Source organism: Sulfurimonas sp., from assembly GCF_034005705.1.
GTDB lineage: Bacteria > Campylobacterota > Campylobacteria > Campylobacterales > Sulfurimonadaceae > Sulfurimonas.
The window spans coordinates 1-18,607 of sequence record NZ_JAVEUF010000013.1 but is presented as its reverse complement, the minus strand read 5'-3'; the positions used below and the strand labels follow the sequence as shown (position 1 = coordinate 18,607).

The following is an 18,607-nucleotide window of genomic DNA, read 5'->3' as shown; positions in this document are numbered from 1 at the left end:
ATGAAATATTTGTGCCATTTTACTTTATCTATGATTACAAGCATATAAATTTTATATGTTTTGCTATAATAACGCCACTATACAATTATGAGGATTTTTTTTGAAACTTACTAACGAAGAGCTAAGAGAGAAGATAAATGAGTATAAAAAGAAGTTGAGCGTAACCGTAGTTGCGCACTTCTACCAAAGAGATGAAGTTTTTGAGATGGGTGATATCACCGGGGACTCTCTTGAACTTGCTATGAAAACAAAAGAGGATAAATCTGATTATGTCGTATTTTGCGGCGTCGGGTTTATGGGGCAGAGTGTAAAAGTACTATCTCCTAACAAAAGAGTCGTTATGCCAAAAGCCGCATGTTGTGCCATGGCTACGATGATAGACGGCATGCAGTTTGATGCTTCTGTTAAAACACTTAATGAAGCGGGAATACCAAACGAGAACATACTGCCTATAACCTACATAAACTCAAATGCCGAAGTAAAAGCAAAAGTGGCACAGATGGGCGGGATGGTATGTACAAGCTCAAATGCGAAAAAGATCATAACAAAAGCGTTAGAAGAGGGTAAAAAGATACTTTTTGTACCGGACAGATGTCTGGGGCAAAATATCGCAAACCAGATGGGGCTGAAATCTTGCGTTATCGGAGACGGAACGAACCCTGCAGAAGCGGACATCATCTGCTTTAACGGTTTTTGTTCAGTACATCAGCTCTTTAGCGTGGATGACATTAACTTTTACCGCAAAAAATATCCCGGCATCCTGATAGTCGTTCATCCCGAGTGCGATCCTGCTATCTGTGATGCTGCCGATTTTGTGGGCTCGACTTCACAGATCATAAAATATATAAAAGAGCTTCCCGAGGAGCAAAAGGTAGCTGTGGGAACGGAGTTTAACCTAGTCAACCGCCTTCGTCCGAAGAACACCTATGTGCTTTCCTCTACAAAGCCTGAGTGTCCGACCATGAACGAGACTACTCTTCAAGACCTTTATGACATACTAAAATCAATTGACGAAGGTGCTCCGCTAAACGAGATACATGTTGATGAAGAGACGCAAAAATGGGCAAAGATAGCTTTAGAGAGAATGTTGGCACTATGATGGAAGAGTTTGTAAAAGCAACGCTTGAACAGGATGTAGGGCGCGGCGACCTATATGCATTGGTCGAGCCGAGTGTCTCTGCAACGGCAAGGATCATTGCAAAAAGCGACGGTGTGGCGGCAGGTGTGGAGTATATAAACATTTTGGCCGACCTTGAAGATTTTGAGATAAGCTGGAACGTCCATGACGGCGAGAGTTTCTCAAAAGGCGACACTCTTGCAAACATAAGCGGCACTTCACATGTTCTGCTCAGAATCGAGAGAACGCTTTTAAATATGCTTCTTCATGCAAGTTCGATCGCTACTCTTACCAAGAAATATGCAGATATAATCGAACCATACGGGGTAAAACTTCTCGATACAAGAAAGACAAGACCTCTGCTTAGAGTGTTTGAGAAGTATGCAACCCGCTGCGGCGGAGCCGTAAATCACAGAATGGGGCTTGATGATTCGCTTATGATAAAAGATACCCATCTAAAAACGATCGATGATTTGAAACTCTACATAAAAAAAGCCAGAAACAAGATACCTTTTACTGCAAAGATAGAGGTTGAAGCGGAGAGCTTTGAGATGGCAAAAGAGGCCTTTGAAGCTGGTGCGGATATTGTTATGTGTGACAATATGACGCCTGATGAGATACGCGTAGTAGTAAAATACAGAGATGAGAATTTTTCGCATATACTTTTAGAAGCTAGCGGAAATATATCTTTAGAGACAATAGAGGATTATGCAAAAACCGGTGTCGATGCGATCAGCAGCGGCTCGCTTATCCATCAGGCAAACTGGATCGATCTATCAATGAAAATGGATTAAATCTTAACACATGGCTGATGATCAGGAAAAAACCGAAGTTTATATTTTTTTGAACGAAAAATGGACAAGTTCCTTTTTCTTCGCTAAAGCCGCTATGGCTACTTGTAATGGAGAATGCCATTGGTTAGCATTCCTAAAAGAAAAATCTTTTCAAGATTTTGTGTGTTCTTCTAGGAGATATTAATGGCTGATGATCAGGAAAAAACCGAAGAACCCACCGCCAAGAAGATAGAGGATGCCCGAAAAGAGGGGAATGTTCCAAAGTCTCAGGATGCATCCGGGGTAATGACCCTTTTTGTTGCAATACTCGCTTTTTTGCTCCTTTTTCCATATATGACCAATCATTTGCTCGCTCTCTCTAAATACTACTTCTCACTTTTAGGGATGCCGCTTGATAGAGCGTTGATGGTAGATATTGCTATTGTGACCATAAAAGAGTTTCTTCTTATCGTTATGCCTTTGACGATTGCTGTTGCTATTACCGGTATCGTGGCGGCATTTGCACAGTTTGGGTTCCTTTTTACTACAAAAGCGATTGTGCCTGATCTAAAAAAGATAGACCCTATAAAAGGGATGAAAAATCTCTTTTCAATGAAAAAAATCATTGAAGGCATCAAGATAACTTTTAAATCTTTTACTACTTTGGGTGTTGGTTTTGTATTTTTCTTTCTCTTTATAGTAGAACTTCCGACAGTTGCGCTCTTCGGGTTGGGTGAACAGATGATCTGGCTTAAAGACAAAGCTTTGATAATAGCGCTTGTAATGCTTTTTATCATTTTTGTATTTGCTATGATCGATGTCATTATTGTAAGAAAACAGTATTTTGACGGTTTGAAGATGAGTAAACAAGAGATCAAAGATGAGATGAAAAATATGGACGGAGATCCGCTCATCAAAGCAAAGATACGTCAAATCCAGATGCAGGCATCAAGAAAGAGGATGATGGCTGAAGTTCCCCATGCAGACGTCGTCATTACAAACCCGACCCACTACGCGGTTGCCATAAAGTATGATGAGCAGAAGTCGCATGCACCAATAGTCGTAGCAAAAGGTATGGACAATATAGCGCAGCAGATAAAAAAAGTAGCCAGAGAGAACAACGTCCACATAGTCCAAAATCCTCCTCTTGCCAGAAGCCTCTACGCTCAGGTTGATCTGGACAGACCGATACCGAGTGAACTATTTGCCGCTGTTGCAGAAGTATTGGCATACGTTTACAAAATGAATAAGAAGTAATATACAATTCCTCTCTTCATCCCTAGAAACAAAGATATAAAAATTGAGTGAAATTTTAGCAAAAATTCAAGAAGCCGGACACATTGTTCTTATCTCACACGTGAGCCCTGATGCCGACAGCTTGGGGAGTGCGAGTGCAATGTACACCTTTTTGCTGCAAGGGCAAAAAAAAGTATCATGGTATTGCAAGAGCAGCGAGATAGATCAAAAGTTATCTTTTTTGCCATGGTTCGAAAAGATAAAAAGTACTTTTCCACTGTCCGCAGACCTGGCAATAGCGTTTGATTGTGCCGATAAGAAGCGTCTTGGAGTCGAGATCGAGTGTGAGCTGATAAATATAGATCATCACATAACCAATACAAACTACGGCGATCTCAATTTGGTAGAACCTCACTTTATAAGCACGACGGCACTTTTATATGATCTTTTTAAGAAAAACGGTGTGAAGATAAACAAAAAAATGGCAACTGCCATCTACGCAGGTCTTCTAGACGACTCTGACGCTTTTTTGTCCCAAGAGGTCGATGGCACGACATTTGCTATGGTTTCAGAGTTGATCGGGCATGGTGCCGATTTTAAATTATGCAATAAAAAGATTGCCAAAAGCGTCTCTCTCGCGGCTCTTAGATTGAAGTCGGTGATGTATAAGAGTATGCTATTAGAAGAGAGTGCGAGAGTTTCTGTTTTTTGTATAAGCCGAGAAGATATGGCTATGACGGGTGCAGTTGCCCAGGATTGTGAAGCACCTCTTGAGGAGTCTTTGAATCTTCATCATGTTGAGGTTGCTTTGCTGCTTAGAGAGCAGAGAGACTCGGGCATAAAGTGCTCTCTGCGTTCAAATTCTGCCGTAGATGTAGGCAAAATTGCCGCTGCTTTTGGTGGTGGCGGACATTTTAGCAGGGCAGGTTTTGAGATTTATGAGAAGGTCTCTTTAGATGAGGCGAAAGTAAAAATATTAGATTTGATAAAAAAGGAGTTATAGTTTGAGAAGAGGAAGAGAAAAAGGATCTTCGGCACTGCTCTTAACGATAGTCGCAGCAGTGGTAGGTGTCGGTTTATATGTTTACAATTCGGCTATGTTCGAGAGAGAGTCACCGGTGATCTCTATGAAAAACAACGGATACTGGAACCTTAAAAATCCGCTTGAGATAACAATGAATGACGCAAGCGGAATAAAATCATATAAAGTGACACTTGTAACAAAGTCAGAAGAGACACTTCTTTATCATGAACAGTTCTTAACTCCGAAAGATTCTCTAAGTGTTAGCGTGGAACCGCCTAAAAGTGCCTATGCAATGAGCGAGAAAGAGATCAAAATAGTTGTCGAGGCGCAAGACTCAAGCAAGTGGAATTTTTTAAACGGAAACGTTGCCCAAAATGAGTTTAAGCTAAAAATTGATAAAAAAGGACCGCTCTTAGGCACTATCGCAAACTCTTACAAGATTAAAAAGGGCGGCGCGGCGCTTGTTGTATTTAAGGCTGAGGATGAAAATCTAAAAGAGCTCTATATTCAGACAAACTTTGAGAAGAAGTTTAAAGTCCAGCCTTTTTATAAAGACGGGTACTACATCTCACTTCTTGCATGGCCCGTGACTGAATCGACATTTAAAGCAACGATTATGGCAAAAGACAAAGCAGATAATATTTCAAGAGCAGATGTGCCTCTATATCTGAAAGATGCTAGCTACAGAGTCTCGAATATAAAGATCAGCGACAGTTTCTTAAAAGGTAAAATCGCCGAACTTGCAGAAGAGTTTGCCGAGACGCAGGGCGTTACAAATTCGATAGAGCAGTTTAAGATAATAAACGAAGATGTTAGAGCAAAAAACGAAGAGCTGATCCATGAGATAACCTCAAGAGTCTCCAATGAGATGATAGATGATTTTAAGGTCAACAAGATGTACCCTCTGAAAAATGCTGCCGTGGTCGCTTATTTTGGAGATCACAGACTCTACTCTTACAACAATGAGAAGATAAGCGAGTCGTACCACTTGGGTCTTGACCTTGCAAGCAATGCTATGGCAGAGATCAAGCCGCAAAACGGAGGTGATGTCGTTTTTACGGGATATAACGGACTTTATGGAAATATGCCGATAGTCTCTCATGGACTGGGGCTGTATACGCTCTATGGACACTGCTCAAGCGTTAATGTAAATATAGACGATAAGATAAAGGGCGGCGCACATATAGCAAATACAGGAAAGAGCGGTTACGCTATGGGAGATCATCTCCACTTCGGTATTTTAATACAAGGCATAGAGGTTCGTCCCGCAGAGTGGATGGACACTACATGGATAAAGCTCAATATAAATGACGTTATCGATAACGCAAAGAGCATTATAGATAAAAAGTGAATTTAGTGTACAATTTGCTTTTAAGTAAGAGATAGGGATAAAAAATGTATCAAACAACTATAAAAAAGAGCGTTGAACTTGTTGGTATTGGTCTGCATAAAGGCTCTGCAGTGAAGTTAAGACTTGAGCCGTTAGAGTCAAACAGCGGTTTGATATTTTATCGCAGTGATGTTGATGTGGCGATCCCTCTTATCCCAAGCAATGTTGTTGATACTAAGATGGCTACCGTGATCGGAAAAGACGGCTATGTTATCTCTACGATCGAGCATATGCTCTCTGCTATTTACGCTTACGGGATCGACAATCTAAGGATCATAGTAGATGCCGACGAGATTCCCGTTATGGACGGAAGCAGTGCCAGTTTTTGTATGCTTCTGGATGAGGCCGGAATAGCACAGTTGGATGTTCCTAAAAAAGTGATGAGAATTAAAAAAGAGGTAGTTGTTCAAGAGGGAGAGAAGTATGTAAAGCTCTCTCCTTCGCCTGATCTTCAGTATGGTTTTACCATTAAATTTCCCCACCCTGTTATTCAGAAGCAGGAGTATGTCTTAAACTTTACCAAGCAGAACTACAAAGATGAGATCTCGCGTGCCAGAACATTCGGTTTCTTGCATGAGGTTCAGTATCTGCGTTCAAAAGGTCTAGCCCTTGGCGGTTCTTTAGAAAATGCTGTCGTACTGGATGAGAAAAAGGTGCTAAATCCGGAGGGGCTTAGATTTCCCGATGAGTTCGTAAGACATAAGATACTCGATGCTATCGGAGATATGGCTCTCATCGGCATGAACTTTGTAGGCAACTACGAGGCGATGGCTGGCAGTCATGATCTTAATCATAAACTTACCCTTGAACTTCTAAAAGATGCGCAAAACTATGAGATAGTAGAGCTTGTAGGCGAAAAAACGCTCGAACTTGAAAAAGCGTATGCCTAAGAGCGTCGATCTTGTTTTTGTAACTCTCTCTTCGCCGATACAGGTTGGAGTATATGAAGAGGGGGAGCTTATTAGAAGAGTAGTGAGCGAAGAAAAAAGCTCTGATGTTCTGCCGAAGATATTTGATGATCTCTTAAAAGAGTACTCCGTAAAAGGGCTCTATTATGCGAACGGGCCTGGCAGTTTTATGGCTATAAAAATAGCATATATTTTTCTAAGATCGATGAGTATACTCAAAAATATACCTCTTTTTGCAACAGATGCGTTTTATTTTAATAAAAACCAACCAATCAAAGCGATTGGAAAGCTATATTTTGTTAAAATTTCATCAGAAATAAAAACCCAAAAACTAGAAACGGCACCAGAGGCAGTTTTTTTGCTTCCGGATGTGCTTGAGTATAATGAGTTTAGTACAGCTGCATCTCCTCTTTACGCTATAGGGGCAGTTGGATAGGAAAAAAGTGACAGTAAGTGTACCGGCAACAAGCGCAAACCTCGGACCTGGATTTGACTCTTTAGGTTTAGCAGTCGACCTACGAAACGTAGTTGAGTTTCATCCATCAAAATTTTTCAGTGTCAGCATAAAGGGCGAGGGGGAAAACAATCCCAAGCTAAAGGGCAACAATCTTTTTGTCAGTATCTTTAACGAACACTACAACAGGCTTACCAAAAAGCGACAGAACTTCAAGTTTACGTTTTACAACCAGATACCTATGTCAAGAGGTCTTGGCAGCTCCTCGGCAGTAATAGTGAGTGCTATTGCAAGCGCGCATGAAGCAGCGGGTATAAACGTCTCAAAGAGAAGAATACTGAATCACGCTCTGGTCTATGAGTCTCATCCGGACAATATCACTCCTGCTGTCATGGGCGGTTTTAACGCTGCTACCGTAGAGAAGGGGAAAGTATTTTCGCAAAAAAAGCATCTTCCAGACTACATAAAAGCGGTCGTGGTCATTCCAAACAAGCAGATGAACACGGCAAGGGCGAGAACGCTTCTGCCAAAATCTTACTCAAAAGAGAACGCCATTTATAACCTTTCCCACACGGCACTTAGCGTTGCGGCTTTTTTCAACGAAGATTGGGAGATACTAAAACTTGCTTCGCAGGACAGATTTCATCAAAAGGCAAGAATGAAGACGCTGCCTGAGTTGTTTGGGGTTCAAAAGACGGCGTATGAGAGCGGTGCGCTAATGAGCACTCTCTCTGGGAGCGGTTCAACATTTTTCTCGATGGTATATGATGAAGATTCAGTTGCAATCGCAAATAAACTGAGTCAAAAATTTCCGGAATTTGTCGTAAAGATATTGGATTTTGATAACGACGGCCTTATCGTAGAAAAATAGGTTAATTGATATCTTCTTAGTAAATCAAGGAAGTTTTGGATATAATGGCGAAAAAATTAAACCAGCCTCTTAGGATGTGCATCTCTTGCAGGCAGAGAGACGCGCAAAACAATCTTATTAGACTTCAATGTATGGATTCACAGCTTAGTCTTTTTAGAGGTAGCGGCAGAAGTTTTTATTTATGCAAAGTTTGTCTTGAAGATGAGAAAAAAGTATTAAAAGCGTTGATGCGGCAATGCAAAAGCGGTGAGAGAGACAAACTTGCCAAAACACTAAAGGAGATCATCACTGATGACAGAAAAAGTTAGAGTACATGAAGTTGCAAAAGAGCTAGGGATAACTTCAAAAGATGTTGTTAAAAAAGCCTCGGACATGGGTTTTGACGTAAAGTCGGCAAACAGCTCGGTCACAATGCAAGAAGCAGAGAGTTTAATGAACTATATTATGAGCGGCGAGCTTGCAGAGGCACCAAAAACAGAGACTGACACAACTGCTAAAACAACAAGTGATACTCAAAAAGAGAAAGCTCCTAAAAAAGAAACTCCAAAAGCTGAAGATAAAGAGGCTGATGCTAAGCAAGAAAAGATCGCAAAAAAAGAGAGCGCTGCAAAAAAAGATGAGAGCGATGAGAAAAAAATAGAGACAAAAAAAGTTCTAAAAGAGGAGAATCAAGCTAACGAGAGCGACGATACTCAAGAAGAAGCTGAAGACTCCGCAGCTATCGGCGAGCCTAAAAAGATGCAGATCAAAAAGTCCGGTCTGAAGATCGTCAAAAAGAAAAAACAGCCTCAAGAGAGTTTTGACAAAGAGGAGTTTGAACAGCCATCAAAATCAAAATCTTCTGTTTCCACATACGGCAAAATAAGTGCTGATGTTTTAGAAGAGCTTGCGAAAAAGAAAAAAACCAAGCAAGCTGCAGGGGCTAAAAAACAGGAGCAGGGCGTAAAGATAGATATTTTCGGCGGCTCTTTGGCTGAAGTCTCTATGGATATGGATGACCAGATAGTACTGCTTGACCTAAACGCTACAGAGAGACGCGAGATAATACCTGAGGAGCCAAGAAAGCCAAAAGCTCCAAAGCCTATCGGTAGAAATGCAAATAAAAAGGCTGCTCCAAAAGGAAGAAAAGTCGCTCGTGACAAGAGAAAGAAATATACAAAAGACAAACCTGAAGATCTGGTAGTAACACATGTTGAGATACCTGAAGATATCCGCGTCTACGAGTTTGCCGAAAAAATCAACCGTCCAATCTCTGATGTTATAAAGGTTCTCTTCAGCCTCGGGCTTATGATGACCAAAAATGACTTCCTGGGAAGCGATGAGATCGAGATACTTTCCGAAGAGTTTGGTGTTGAAGTGACCATCGTAGATCCAAAAGATGCGTTTAACTACGAAGAGGATATGGCAGAAGATATAGATGAAACTGCTACAAAGAGACCTCCTGTTATTACTATTATGGGACACGTTGACCACGGTAAGACCTCACTTCTTGATGCTATAAGAAAAGCAAAGGTGACCGAAGATGAGGCAGGCGGCATAACGCAGCATATCGGTGCGTATACGATCGAGCAAAACGGAGAAGCTATCACTTTCATAGATACTCCGGGTCACGCGGCGTTTTCACAGATGCGTCAAAGAGGTACGGATGTTACGGATATTATCGTAATAGTCGTTGCAGCGGATGACGGCGTCAAGCCACAGACGGAAGAGGTTATAAAACTTGCAAAAGAGTCCGGTGCTCCTGTGATCGTAGCTCTTAACAAGATGGATAAAGAGACTGCAAACCCTGACATGGTAAAAGGCCAGATGGCTGAACGCGGACTTAACCCTGCTGACTGGGGCGGAGATATCGAGTTCGTTCCTCTCTCTGCTAAAACAGGAATGGGAATAGATGATCTTCTTGAGAATATACTTTTGACTGCCGAAGTTCTAGAGCTAAAAGCAAACGAAGATGCTATGGCAAAAGCTGCGGTTGTTGAGTCCTCTCTTGAAAAGGGACGCGGACCGGTTGCTACGGTAATCGTTCAAAACGGAACACTCAGAGTGGGTGACTATGTTGTGTGCGGAAGCTCTTACGGTCGCGTAAAAGCTCTTATTGACGAGCACAAAAAACAGATAAAAGAGATAAAGCCGAGTCATACTGCGGTAGTTGTGGGGCTTAACGAAGTTCCGTCTTCAGGTGAAGTTATGATGGCGATGAAGAGTGATAAAGAGGCAAGAGAGTATGCTCAAAAGCGTCATGAGTATGACAGACATAAAGAGCTCTCTCACAGCACTAAATCAACTCTTGAAGATATGACAAGCATGATCGCAGAGGGCAAACTGAAATCTCTTAAAGTCGTTCTTAAAACTGACGTTCACGGCTCACTGGAGGCTCTTAGAAGTTCACTGAGCGAGCTTAGAAATGATGAGGTCAAAATAAATATCATCTCATCAGGTGTGGGCGGAATAACGGAGAATGACGTTGAGCTTGTTGCAAACAGCGAGAACTGTGTTCTTCTTGGATTTAACGTTCGTCCTACAGGCGGTGTCAAGGCACTTGCTAAACAGAAGAACGTAGATATTAGAACCTACTCTATCATCTATCAGCTTCTAGACGATATGACCGGAATGCTCACAGGTATGATGTCACCTAAATTCACTGAAGAGAATACGGGTCAGGCTGAAGTAAGAGACACATTCAAATCTCCTAAGGGAATGGTTGCAGGATGTGTCGTAGTTGACGGAAAACTTGTACGCGGCGGTCTTGTTCGTGTTATTCGTGACGGCGTTGTCGTTCACGAGGGTGAGCTTACATCACTAAAACGCTTTAAAGATGACGTTGAAGAGATCGGTAACGGTTACGAGTGTGGTGTTATGATCAAAGGTTATGACGATGTTATAGTCGGCGACGTAATTGAGACATTCAAAAAAATTGAGCAAAAAGTATCTCTGTGACAGAAGCCCAAATAAAGCTAAAGAGAACCGAGTCGGTTCTTCTTGAGTTGATCCCTGAGGCTCTGGGCTCTCTAAGCGATGCAAGACTGCACCAGCTTGATATTATAGATATAAAGTGCTCACGCGGAAGAAGCGATGCCAAGGTCTATATAGATCCTGCATCTTTCAGCGAGCAGGAGAAGAGCGACTTTTTAAAGCTTTTAAAAAAAGCTAGACCCATTATCGAGACCTTTTGTATGAAAGATCAGGGATGGTTTCGCTCTCCAAAGCTTACGTTCGAGTTTGACGAACAGCTAAAAAGAGTTCAGAACATTGAAGAGCTGTTTAAGAAAATAGCAAAAGATTAAGCGAGTAGATTAATGAGTTTAGAAAAAGATATAGAGTCGTTTGTAAAATCGGTCGGCTTGGAGCTTTATGAGATCGCTGTAGTAAATGACGGCAGTGACACCATATACAGAGTCAGCGTCGTCTCAAACGATGTAGAAGATGGAAAAAGAAAAGGGGTCAGTCTTGATGAGTGTGTTAACCTCACACATCTGATATCTCCGCTTCTTGATGTAACGCCTCCTCTCTCAGGTGATTATAGACTTGAGGTCGGAACTCCCGGCATTGAGAGAAAGATCGTGACTCTAAGACAGTTTGAACTCTGTCTTGGAGAGAGAGTATCTATTTCGTTAAAGTCCAAAGAGAAGCTTAAAGGCACACTTCTTAAAGTAGATGGTTCTAAGATATTCTTGGATACAGACGGTGAAGAAGTTTCAGTCGATTTTGGCGAGATCTCAAAAGCGAAAACATACTTTGAATGGTAATAGATACCGGATTTTATATGAAATTGGCCTTGGATGAGGCTTGGAAGCATCAGGGTCTAACATATCCAAATCCTGCGGTCGGATGTGCTGTTTTATCTAGCCAAGGTGAGATACTCTCCGTTGAGGCTCACAAATATGCAGGCGCTCCGCATGCCGAAGTCGAAGCACTGAAATCGGCATATTTCAAATTGACAAATGACTCAAAAATTTTAGAACTTCATGAATCATCCCAAGTTCATACCTACCTTTTGCAAAATCACAACAACTGCTTTAAGGATGCTACTCTTTATACAACACTTGAACCGTGCTCACACATAGGCAAAACCCCCTCTTGCGCATCTCTTATCTCTAAGCTCGGCATAAAAAAGCTCTTTATCGGCTCAACGGATTCAAACCCTCAAGCCTGCGGTGGAGCAGAGATCGTGGCAAATGCGGGTATAGAAGTTGAAAGTGCCGTAATGCAAAAAGAGTGTGATGAGCTCTTAAAGCCTTTTGATCTGTGGAGAAAAGAGAGATTCGTCTTCTTTAAGTGGGCTCAGAGATTAAACGGCACGATAGACGGCGGCGTTATCAGCTCTCTTAAATCAAGAACTTTGGTTCATGCCATGAGGAACGTTTGTGACCTGCTGGTCATCGGCGGCAATACCGTAAGAGTTGACAGACCGACACTTGACGCCAGATTGGTAGGCGGCAGAGCGCCGGATATTTTGATATATTCAAGAAGCAAAGAGTTTGACAAAACGATCCCTCTCTTTAGTGTTGAAGGAAGAAGTGTAACTATTAGCGACGATCTTTCAATTTTAAAAGATTATAAGAACATAATGATCGAGGGCGGAGAGAAAATGTTTGAGCTCTCAATGCAGTTTGCGGACTATCATCTCTGTTTTATATCGCCGAGTACAGGCGGAGATAGTAATTATACAGGCGTTGAGGATAAGTTGGAAATTTTAAATATACAAAAAGATGAGCAAGATATAATTATGTGGATGAAGCAAAGGGGAAAGAACTAGAATGGAAAAACAAGAAAAGATCGTCTCTATGTTTGATAACATAGCACCTACTTATGACACGGCGAACCGTGTTATGAGCATGGGTGTCGATAAGAGCTGGAGACGCAAAGCTTGTGATCTGGCTTACAGATTTTATTCAAAAGAGTCTATCGATAAGATCGTAGATGTTGCCTGCGGAACCGGCGATATGATGGATTTTTGGAAAAAAAGATCAGAAGTAAACGGTATTGCGCTTGGAGAGATAGTCGGCGTAGATCCATCTAACGGCATGGTAAACGTAGCAAGAGAGAAGTTTCCCAAATTCAACTACCACATAGCAAAAGCTACAGAGATCCCGCTTGATGATATGAGTGCGGATATTTTAAGTATTACATACGGCATAAGAAATGTCGTTGAGAGAGAAGCGGCTCTTAGAGAATTCAACAGAGTTTTAAAAGATGGCGGGCTTGTAGTAATCTTGGAGTTTATGAAAAACGAAAATCCTTCTCTTCTTGGAAAAATTAGAGATTTTTATATGAATAAGATCCTGCCTAAGGTCGGCGGTTTTATATCTAACAACCTAGAAGCGTATGAGTATCTGCCAAACTCAATCGGTGATTTCTCAACGGTTGAAAATATGCAAAACGAGCTTGTCGAAGCTGGCTTTGAGATAGTTTATACAAAGAGTTTCTCTATGGATATATCAACACTCCTCATAGCAAGAAAAAAATAGGCAGCGTAGCTTTGCAAACACTAAGTGTCTCTTCTTTAAACGAGCAGATAAAAACACTCTTAGAGAGCACATTTACAAGAGTCCTGGTGGAGGGCGAGCTATCCCGCGTAACATGCCACAACAGCGGACACATCTACTTCACTCTAAAAGATGCCTCATCATCAATAAAAGCGGTTATGTTCAAGGGAAACGCTTCAAAGTTGAAGTTTGAACTTCAAGAGGGGCTAAAGGTTATCCTTGATGGAGCCATAACGCTTTACAAGCCACGCGGCGAGTACCAGATAAACTGCTTTAGTATCCAGCCTTCCGGTCACGGAGCATTGGCACTTGCCTATGAGCAGCTAAAAGAGAGACTCTCATCTAAGGGCTACTTTGATAGTGCAAGAAAAAAATCTATTGTAAAATTTCCAAAAAGGATCGCTCTTATAACTTCTGCAACAGGGGCTGCACTGCAGGATATGCTCCGTGTTGCAAACAGCAGATACAGGGCGATAGAGATAGATATATATGATGTCTTGGTTCAGGGAGAGAGTGCAGCTCCTGCCATTGTAAAGGCTCTTGGTCTGGCCGATGCCAAAGGGTATGATGTCATTGTTATGGGGCGCGGCGGCGGAAGTATAGAGGATCTTTGGGCATTTAACGAAGAGATCGTTGCCGATGCTATCTTTAAAGCAAAAACACCCATAGTCTCTGCCGTCGGTCATGAGATAGATTGGGTCATAAGCGATTTTGTAGCAGATCTACGAGCACCGACTCCAAGTGCGGCTATGCAGATGATACTGCCTGACAGTAATGAACTGTATCAATATATAGACTCCATTTCTACGCAATATACGCAAAGAGTGATGCAAAAGATCTACAACTCAAAGCAGGAGCTGACGCATCTTGTAAATTTATACTCAGGGCACTCTATAGAGAAGAAGATAAGCCAAAAGATAGAGGATGTGAAGCAGATGCAAGCTTCATATAATCAAACTATCTCTTTTAAAATACAAAGCTTCTACAAAGAGATAGAATCAATCAAAATAAGATTTCCGCATGTCATAGAGAGCAGGATCAATATTGCCCGAAATCAAGTGACAACACTGCAAAAGATGCTAGAATCCAACGATCCGAAGTTAAAAAGCAAAAAAGGTTTTGTTCAGATATCCAAAGATGCAAAAGTTATAGATATAGCCTCTTTGGAAGTCGATGAAATTTTTGATCTGATGAGTGACAGGGTTGCAGTGAGCGCAAAAGTGCTTGAAAAAAGAGATATATAGGGGTTTATGTGAAATATCCGGAGTTTTTTGATACAGTAGATACTATTAAGGTTGTCGATCCTCTAGCCAAAGTTTTAGGCGCATTTGAGGACGGTGTATATGAGTTTAACTATTTAGAGGTTGTAAAAGCGGCGGGGCACAGCTGCCCGACGGTAGCCGGTGCTTACATAACTGCTTATGCGGGGTTAAAAGCTCTCTATCCAAATCAGCCTGCGGTAAGGGGTGATATAAAAGTAGAGTTCAAAGAGTCACTTGAAGATGGCGTAGCAGGCGTTATAAGCAATGTGATCTCTCAAATAACGGGAGCTACGGACAAGAGCGGCTTTAAAGGCTTGGGCGGCAAATTCGCGCGTCACTCTCTGATGCATTTTGATGCAAATATAAGCTCATCAGTTAGATTTACAAGATTAGACAGCGGCAAAAGCGTGGATGTCTACTATGATCCTTCACTGATAGGCGGAAGTCCGAAAATGCAGCAGCTTATGCAAAAGATGATGGGCGGCATGGCAACTCCTGCAGAGACAAAAGAGTTCGGCGAGCTTTGGCAAGAGAGAGTAAAAAGAATTTTTGATAATATGCCAACCGTTGTAAAGGTCATGATTTAGCGGGTGTAATTTTTTCGTAATCGTGTTATAGTATACTTTTTAAAAATTAGGAGTAGTTATGGCATATTTTGATAACGTTAAGGTGGGAGACGCTGTTTACGGTCTTGTATTCGGTCCGGGAAAAGTGTCTCAGATATTTGACAACAGCCATTACAAAATAATGGTAAATTTTAAAAATGATTACGAAGTCCCTTATACTGAAGACGGAATTCCGGGTTGGGGGCATTTTAGCAAACAGACGCTTTTTTATAAGAACGACATAGACCTTACAGATGTCGATTTCTCACCAGTTTCCAAGATACTATCCATTAAAAAGATCATAAAACTAAAAGAGAAGAAGAGGCTTCAAGTAAGGCTGCCTTCAGGCATCTGGAAGAGCGTAAAAAAAGCAGAATCTGCTTATGTAGAGGATCTTTTAGAGAGAGAAAAATATCATATGTTCAGAAAAAAACCCCAAAAAAAAGAGAAGGAAAAAGAGAAGTAGTGCATTTTGTGCGTCATATCTCCACTCCAATCGGACAAATGATAGCCGTTGCGGATGAAAATGCCTTGATCAGCCTTGATTTTACAGATGAAGAGACGCAGGCGGAGTGCTCAGATCATCCTCTTTTGCTTCAGCTCGAACAAGAGTTAGGCGAATATTTTGCTAAAAAGCGACAAACATTTACTCTGCCGCTCTCTCCAAGCGGAACAGAGTTTCAAAAGGGTGTTTGGAACATGCTTTTGAAAATACCCTACGGCAAAACAGTCTCATACGCCAAAGAGGCTCAAATGCTCGGCAGTCCAAAAGCTGTTAGGGCTGTAGCCAATGCAAACGGCAAAAATCCAATAGCCATTTTGATACCGTGTCACCGCGTTATATCTTCAAACGGAAGCATAGGCGGATATACCGGAGGAGTGTGGAGAAAAGAGTTTCTGCTCTCACTGGAAAACAGACTTACATTATTAAAATAATACAAATTCACTAAGGCTTCACGATGGGTACCCCAAACCTAGCCTTGCTAGGTTTGACCCTTCCGTTGCAGAATCGTTCATTTAGTATTATTTTAAAAAAATTAAAGACCAGATGCCTCTACTTTAGTACAAGTGCAGGAAAGTACGTGTGTATTGTAGCCGCTGTCTGTGCTGAAAGTTTTTTCATGATCTTGTCAAACTTATCCTCTTTGTTCCATAGCGGCTCGCTTACTCCGCTTAAAATCACAAGCCTGTTCTTAGCGTCATACTCAACACCTACGCTATCAATCAATCCCACATCTTTTGCCTGTTGTGCAGTAAAGATATGCGCATTTGCAAAAGAGTCTCTCTTTTTAATATCCAAGCCTCTGGCATCTGCAACATCTGTGGTAAAGAGATCGTAAGTTCCCTGTATGACCTTGTTTAGCTCATTTATCTCATACTCCGTCCACTCTCTGTCGCTTGCTCCGACCTTTTTATATTTTCCAGCTTGAACACTTTGAGATTTTATGCCGATCTTCTGCATCAGTTCGCTCACATCAGCTCCCTGCATGATAACACCGATACTTCCGACCATTGAGCCAGGATTTGCTATTATCTCGTCTGCCCAGATACTGGCATAGTAGCTCCCACTTGCCAGTGTTCCGCTTGCATAGACTATAACTGGTTTCTTCTCCCTTGCTCTTTTTAGGGCATATGCAACCTCAATAGAGGGGGCAACCGCTCCTCCGGGAGAGTCTACATTTAGCAGTATGCCTTTTACAAATTCATTTGAAGCTGCTTCGTCAATCTGATCTACTACCTCTGAGATCTCCATTACAGGCCCTACAAGATAGATCTCTTCAAGGTTATGCGGTTTTAGATTCTCTTTGCTTTGCGGTGCGAATATCAAAAAGAGTATAAGCAAAAAGAGCATTGCTTTGAAATGCTCTTGGATAAATTTCATTGTAGCAATAAATGGAGAAAATATTTTTTTAATAAACTGCATCAGATACCTTTTTCTAGTTTTCCGTTGATATAAACTTTGGAGATATTATATCTATGAAGTATTAAATGGATTGCTAACTCATCGCCGGGCTCGCCGTCTAGATCCAACACTATCATGTCGGCATTTTTGCCCTCTGCTATCTCGCCGCTGTTTATTCCAAGAGCGTCTGCCGCATCTTTTGTAACGCTCTTTATCAGGCTTTTTGCCAGCTCTAAAAGCGGCATATTAGAGTGCATGAACAGAGCGCACTTCATCTCTTCAAATAGGTCAAGCTTATAGTTTGAGCTGAGTCCGTCGGTCGCGCATATCCATCTGATATTATGATTTTGGAGTCTTTTCAGATCAAGCGCGCCGTTGCCAAGAAGCCTGTTTGAAATAGGGCAGTGAATAACGGTATGTCCGTTTGAGGAGAGAGTTTTAAGCTCCTCTTCGTTGGCTTTTACGACATGTGTTAGAAGCGTGCCATATCCGCTAAAATACTCCAAAAATTCGCTTGGATCACTGATGGAAGAGCTCTGTTTTAGCAGGTTTTCAAAAAAATCCTTAAAGTCTCCCTCGCTCTTGTCAAGCCACTCTCTCTCAGCGGAGCTCTCCATAAAGTGAGCGGTAAGTTTAAGATTCTCATCTTTTACTAGCCCAAGTGCCTTTTTGATCAAAGCAGGGTGGACGGAGTAGGGCGAGTGGATGGCAACTGCGGGGTAAAAACCCTCTCTTTTAACACTTTTTGAAGCATCCAGACGTGCAATAAAATCTCCAAAAAGAGCATCAGCCATTGTTGCCTGCGAGCCGATGAGCTCATTGAAAAAAACAACATTTTGAGGAGCTTTGGCACAGACATTCAGATCCATTCCATGTGAGCTTATCGCACCAAAAGTCGTGATTCCCGACTCCAGCATCGAGTTGACGGCTTTTGCCATGCAAGTATCGTCACAGCCGTTGATAAGCTCATCTCGATTTTCAATAACGCTGTAGAGCCAAGGAATAAAATCTCCGTAGGATAGCTGGGTTTTGTTTGCGCTAAACTCTATATGAACATGCGCATTTATAAGTCCGGGCATTAAAAGAGAGTTCTTTTTAAGGTTGATTATATCCGCATCGCCGAACTCTTTTTTTAGCTCTTCAATCGGAGCTATCTTTTTTATTGTTTTCTCAAATGCCACTGACATGCCACAAAGGAGCATATCAGGCGTTAATATATAATCGGGAGTTATTATCTGCATATTTTGTCTTTTTGTCTGAATTTAAAATAGATTATGCTTAATTTAGATAGAATAACTCCTTAAAAATCGTAATTATTAATAAAAAGGTATAAGATGAAGATAGTAGTTATTCAAGGACCAAACTTAAATATGCTGGGTGTCAGAGAGCAGCAGATTTACGGGTCAATGAAATTAGAGCAGATACATGCTCAGATGAAAGATTTTGCAGATCAAAGCGGGTTGGAGATAGAGTTTTTTCAAAGCAATCTGGAGGGTGAGATCGTAGATAAAATTCAAGAGTGTTACGGAGATGCGGACGGCATAATCATAAATCCTGCTGCATACACTAGATCGGAAG

The 18,607-nt window shown here is 41.5% G+C and carries 21 protein-coding genes; 19 read left to right on the top strand and 2 right to left on the bottom strand.

Features of this window, described 5'->3' with window-relative positions; genetic code table 11:
- Positions 1-100: 100 nt before the first annotated feature.
- From nadA to RBR61_RS07490, 18 genes are all read left to right on the top strand, one after another.
- Positions 101-1,099: a quinolinate synthase NadA gene (nadA, locus tag RBR61_RS07575; protein WP_320343279.1), complete on the top strand. Its 999-nt coding sequence runs from the start codon at positions 101-103 to the stop codon at positions 1,097-1,099.
- Positions 1,096-1,911 (top strand): carboxylating nicotinate-nucleotide diphosphorylase, encoded by an 816-nt coding sequence (gene nadC, locus RBR61_RS07570; RefSeq protein WP_320343328.1) that lies wholly within the window; start codon positions 1,096-1,098, stop codon positions 1,909-1,911. Before nadA ends, nadC begins: the two co-directional genes overlap by 4 nt.
- A gap of 183 nt (positions 1,912-2,094) precedes the next feature.
- Positions 2,095-3,147, top strand: a complete 1,053-nt coding sequence (gene flhB / locus RBR61_RS07565; protein ID WP_320343277.1) for a flagellar biosynthesis protein FlhB — start codon at positions 2,095-2,097, stop codon at positions 3,145-3,147.
- 43 nt (positions 3,148-3,190) lie between these two features.
- On the top strand, positions 3,191-4,129 hold the full coding sequence (locus RBR61_RS07560; protein WP_320343275.1) for a bifunctional oligoribonuclease/PAP phosphatase NrnA: 939 nt from the start codon (positions 3,191-3,193) through the stop codon (positions 4,127-4,129).
- 1 nt (position 4,130) lies between these two features.
- Entirely contained in the window at positions 4,131-5,501 is a 1,371-nt protein-coding gene (locus tag RBR61_RS07555; RefSeq protein ID WP_320343273.1) for a M23 family metallopeptidase, read from the top strand.
- Between the two features lie 44 nt (positions 5,502-5,545).
- The gene (gene lpxC / locus RBR61_RS07550; protein ID WP_320343271.1) at positions 5,546-6,430 is read left to right on the top strand and encodes a UDP-3-O-acyl-N-acetylglucosamine deacetylase; all 885 of its coding nucleotides are present in this window, start codon (positions 5,546-5,548) and stop codon (positions 6,428-6,430) included.
- The gene (locus RBR61_RS07545) at positions 6,411-6,884 is read left to right on the top strand and encodes a hypothetical protein (RefSeq protein ID WP_320343269.1); all 474 of its coding nucleotides are present in this window, start codon (positions 6,411-6,413) and stop codon (positions 6,882-6,884) included. The genes lpxC and RBR61_RS07545 overlap by 20 nt, the downstream gene beginning before the upstream one ends.
- A gap of 7 nt (positions 6,885-6,891) precedes the next feature.
- Positions 6,892-7,773 carry a homoserine kinase gene (thrB, locus tag RBR61_RS07540; RefSeq protein WP_137013637.1) on the top strand — a complete coding sequence of 294 codons (882 nt, stop codon included), beginning with the start codon at positions 6,892-6,894 and terminating at the stop codon, positions 7,771-7,773.
- Positions 7,774-7,817: 44 nt separating this feature from the next.
- Positions 7,818-8,081, top strand: a complete 264-nt coding sequence (locus RBR61_RS07535; protein WP_320343266.1) for a DUF448 domain-containing protein — start codon at positions 7,818-7,820, stop codon at positions 8,079-8,081.
- Entirely contained in the window at positions 8,065-10,710 is a 2,646-nt protein-coding gene (gene infB / locus RBR61_RS07530) for a translation initiation factor IF-2 (protein ID WP_320343264.1), read from the top strand. The genes RBR61_RS07535 and infB overlap by 17 nt, the downstream gene beginning before the upstream one ends.
- Entirely contained in the window at positions 10,707-11,057 is a 351-nt protein-coding gene (gene rbfA / locus RBR61_RS07525) for a 30S ribosome-binding factor RbfA (protein ID WP_320343262.1), read from the top strand. Before infB ends, rbfA begins: the two co-directional genes overlap by 4 nt.
- 12 nt (positions 11,058-11,069) lie before the next feature.
- On the top strand, positions 11,070-11,519 hold the full coding sequence (locus RBR61_RS07520; protein WP_320343260.1) for a ribosome maturation factor: 450 nt from the start codon (positions 11,070-11,072) through the stop codon (positions 11,517-11,519).
- Positions 11,520-11,536: 17 nt separating this feature from the next.
- Positions 11,537-12,529, top strand: a complete 993-nt coding sequence (gene ribD, locus RBR61_RS07515) for a bifunctional diaminohydroxyphosphoribosylaminopyrimidine deaminase/5-amino-6-(5-phosphoribosylamino)uracil reductase RibD (RefSeq protein WP_320343258.1) — start codon at positions 11,537-11,539, stop codon at positions 12,527-12,529.
- A 1-nt stretch (position 12,530) separates the two neighbouring features.
- Positions 12,531-13,241: a bifunctional demethylmenaquinone methyltransferase/2-methoxy-6-polyprenyl-1,4-benzoquinol methylase UbiE gene (gene ubiE / locus RBR61_RS07510; protein ID WP_320343256.1), complete on the top strand. Its 711-nt coding sequence runs from the start codon at positions 12,531-12,533 to the stop codon at positions 13,239-13,241.
- Between the two features lie 11 nt (positions 13,242-13,252).
- Positions 13,253-14,503: an exodeoxyribonuclease VII large subunit gene (gene xseA / locus RBR61_RS07505; RefSeq protein ID WP_320343254.1), complete on the top strand. Its 1,251-nt coding sequence runs from the start codon at positions 13,253-13,255 to the stop codon at positions 14,501-14,503.
- Between the two features lie 8 nt (positions 14,504-14,511).
- Complete coding sequence (locus RBR61_RS07500; RefSeq protein ID WP_320343253.1) at positions 14,512-15,108, top strand: FmdE family protein; 597 nt, start codon at positions 14,512-14,514, stop codon at positions 15,106-15,108.
- 58 nt (positions 15,109-15,166) lie between these two features.
- The gene (locus tag RBR61_RS07495) at positions 15,167-15,592 is read left to right on the top strand and encodes a hypothetical protein (protein WP_320343252.1); all 426 of its coding nucleotides are present in this window, start codon (positions 15,167-15,169) and stop codon (positions 15,590-15,592) included.
- Positions 15,592-16,062, top strand: coding sequence for a methylated-DNA--[protein]-cysteine S-methyltransferase (locus RBR61_RS07490; RefSeq protein ID WP_320343251.1), 471 nt, complete (start codon positions 15,592-15,594; stop codon positions 16,060-16,062). The genes RBR61_RS07495 and RBR61_RS07490 overlap by 1 nt, the downstream gene beginning before the upstream one ends.
- A gap of 118 nt (positions 16,063-16,180) precedes the next feature.
- Here RBR61_RS07490 and sppA read toward each other — a convergent pair whose 3' ends face one another.
- Together sppA and RBR61_RS07480 are read right to left on the bottom strand one after the other, a co-directional pair.
- A complete protein-coding gene (sppA, locus tag RBR61_RS07485) occupies positions 16,181-17,050 on the bottom strand; it encodes a signal peptide peptidase SppA (RefSeq protein ID WP_320343249.1) in 870 nt (289 codons plus the stop codon).
- A complete protein-coding gene (locus RBR61_RS07480) occupies positions 17,050-18,270 on the bottom strand; it encodes a metal-dependent hydrolase (protein WP_320343248.1) in 1,221 nt (406 codons plus the stop codon). Before RBR61_RS07480 ends, sppA begins: the two co-directional genes overlap by 1 nt.
- Positions 18,271-18,363: 93 nt before the next feature.
- Here RBR61_RS07480 and RBR61_RS07475 point away from each other — a divergent pair.
- A partial coding sequence (locus RBR61_RS07475; RefSeq protein ID WP_320343245.1) for a type II 3-dehydroquinate dehydratase occupies positions 18,364-18,607 on the top strand: 244 nt, incomplete at its 3' end.

Excerpts from the sequence above, each read along its gene's own strand:
- nadC (WP_320343328.1), top strand. The coding sequence starts at position 1,096 with ATGATGGAAGAGTTTGTAAAAGCAACGCTTGAACAGGATGTAGGGCGC.
- flhB (WP_320343277.1), top strand. The coding sequence starts at position 2,095 with ATGGCTGATGATCAGGAAAAAACCGAAGAACCCACCGCCAAGAAGATA.
- lpxC (WP_320343271.1), top strand. The coding sequence starts at position 5,546 with ATGTATCAAACAACTATAAAAAAGAGCGTTGAACTTGTTGGTATTGGT.
- RBR61_RS07535 (WP_320343266.1), top strand. The coding sequence starts at position 7,818 with ATGGCGAAAAAATTAAACCAGCCTCTTAGGATGTGCATCTCTTGCAGG.
- infB (WP_320343264.1), top strand. The coding sequence starts at position 8,065 with ATGACAGAAAAAGTTAGAGTACATGAAGTTGCAAAAGAGCTAGGGATA.
- RBR61_RS07520 (WP_320343260.1), top strand. The coding sequence starts at position 11,070 with ATGAGTTTAGAAAAAGATATAGAGTCGTTTGTAAAATCGGTCGGCTTG.
- ribD (WP_320343258.1), top strand. The coding sequence starts at position 11,537 with ATGAAATTGGCCTTGGATGAGGCTTGGAAGCATCAGGGTCTAACATAT.
- ubiE (WP_320343256.1), top strand. The coding sequence starts at position 12,531 with ATGGAAAAACAAGAAAAGATCGTCTCTATGTTTGATAACATAGCACCT.
- RBR61_RS07495 (WP_320343252.1), top strand. The coding sequence starts at position 15,167 with ATGGCATATTTTGATAACGTTAAGGTGGGAGACGCTGTTTACGGTCTT.
- sppA (WP_320343249.1), bottom strand. The coding sequence starts at position 17,050 with ATGCAGTTTATTAAAAAAATATTTTCTCCATTTATTGCTACAATGAAA.
- RBR61_RS07480 (WP_320343248.1), bottom strand. The coding sequence starts at position 18,270 with ATGCAGATAATAACTCCCGATTATATATTAACGCCTGATATGCTCCTT.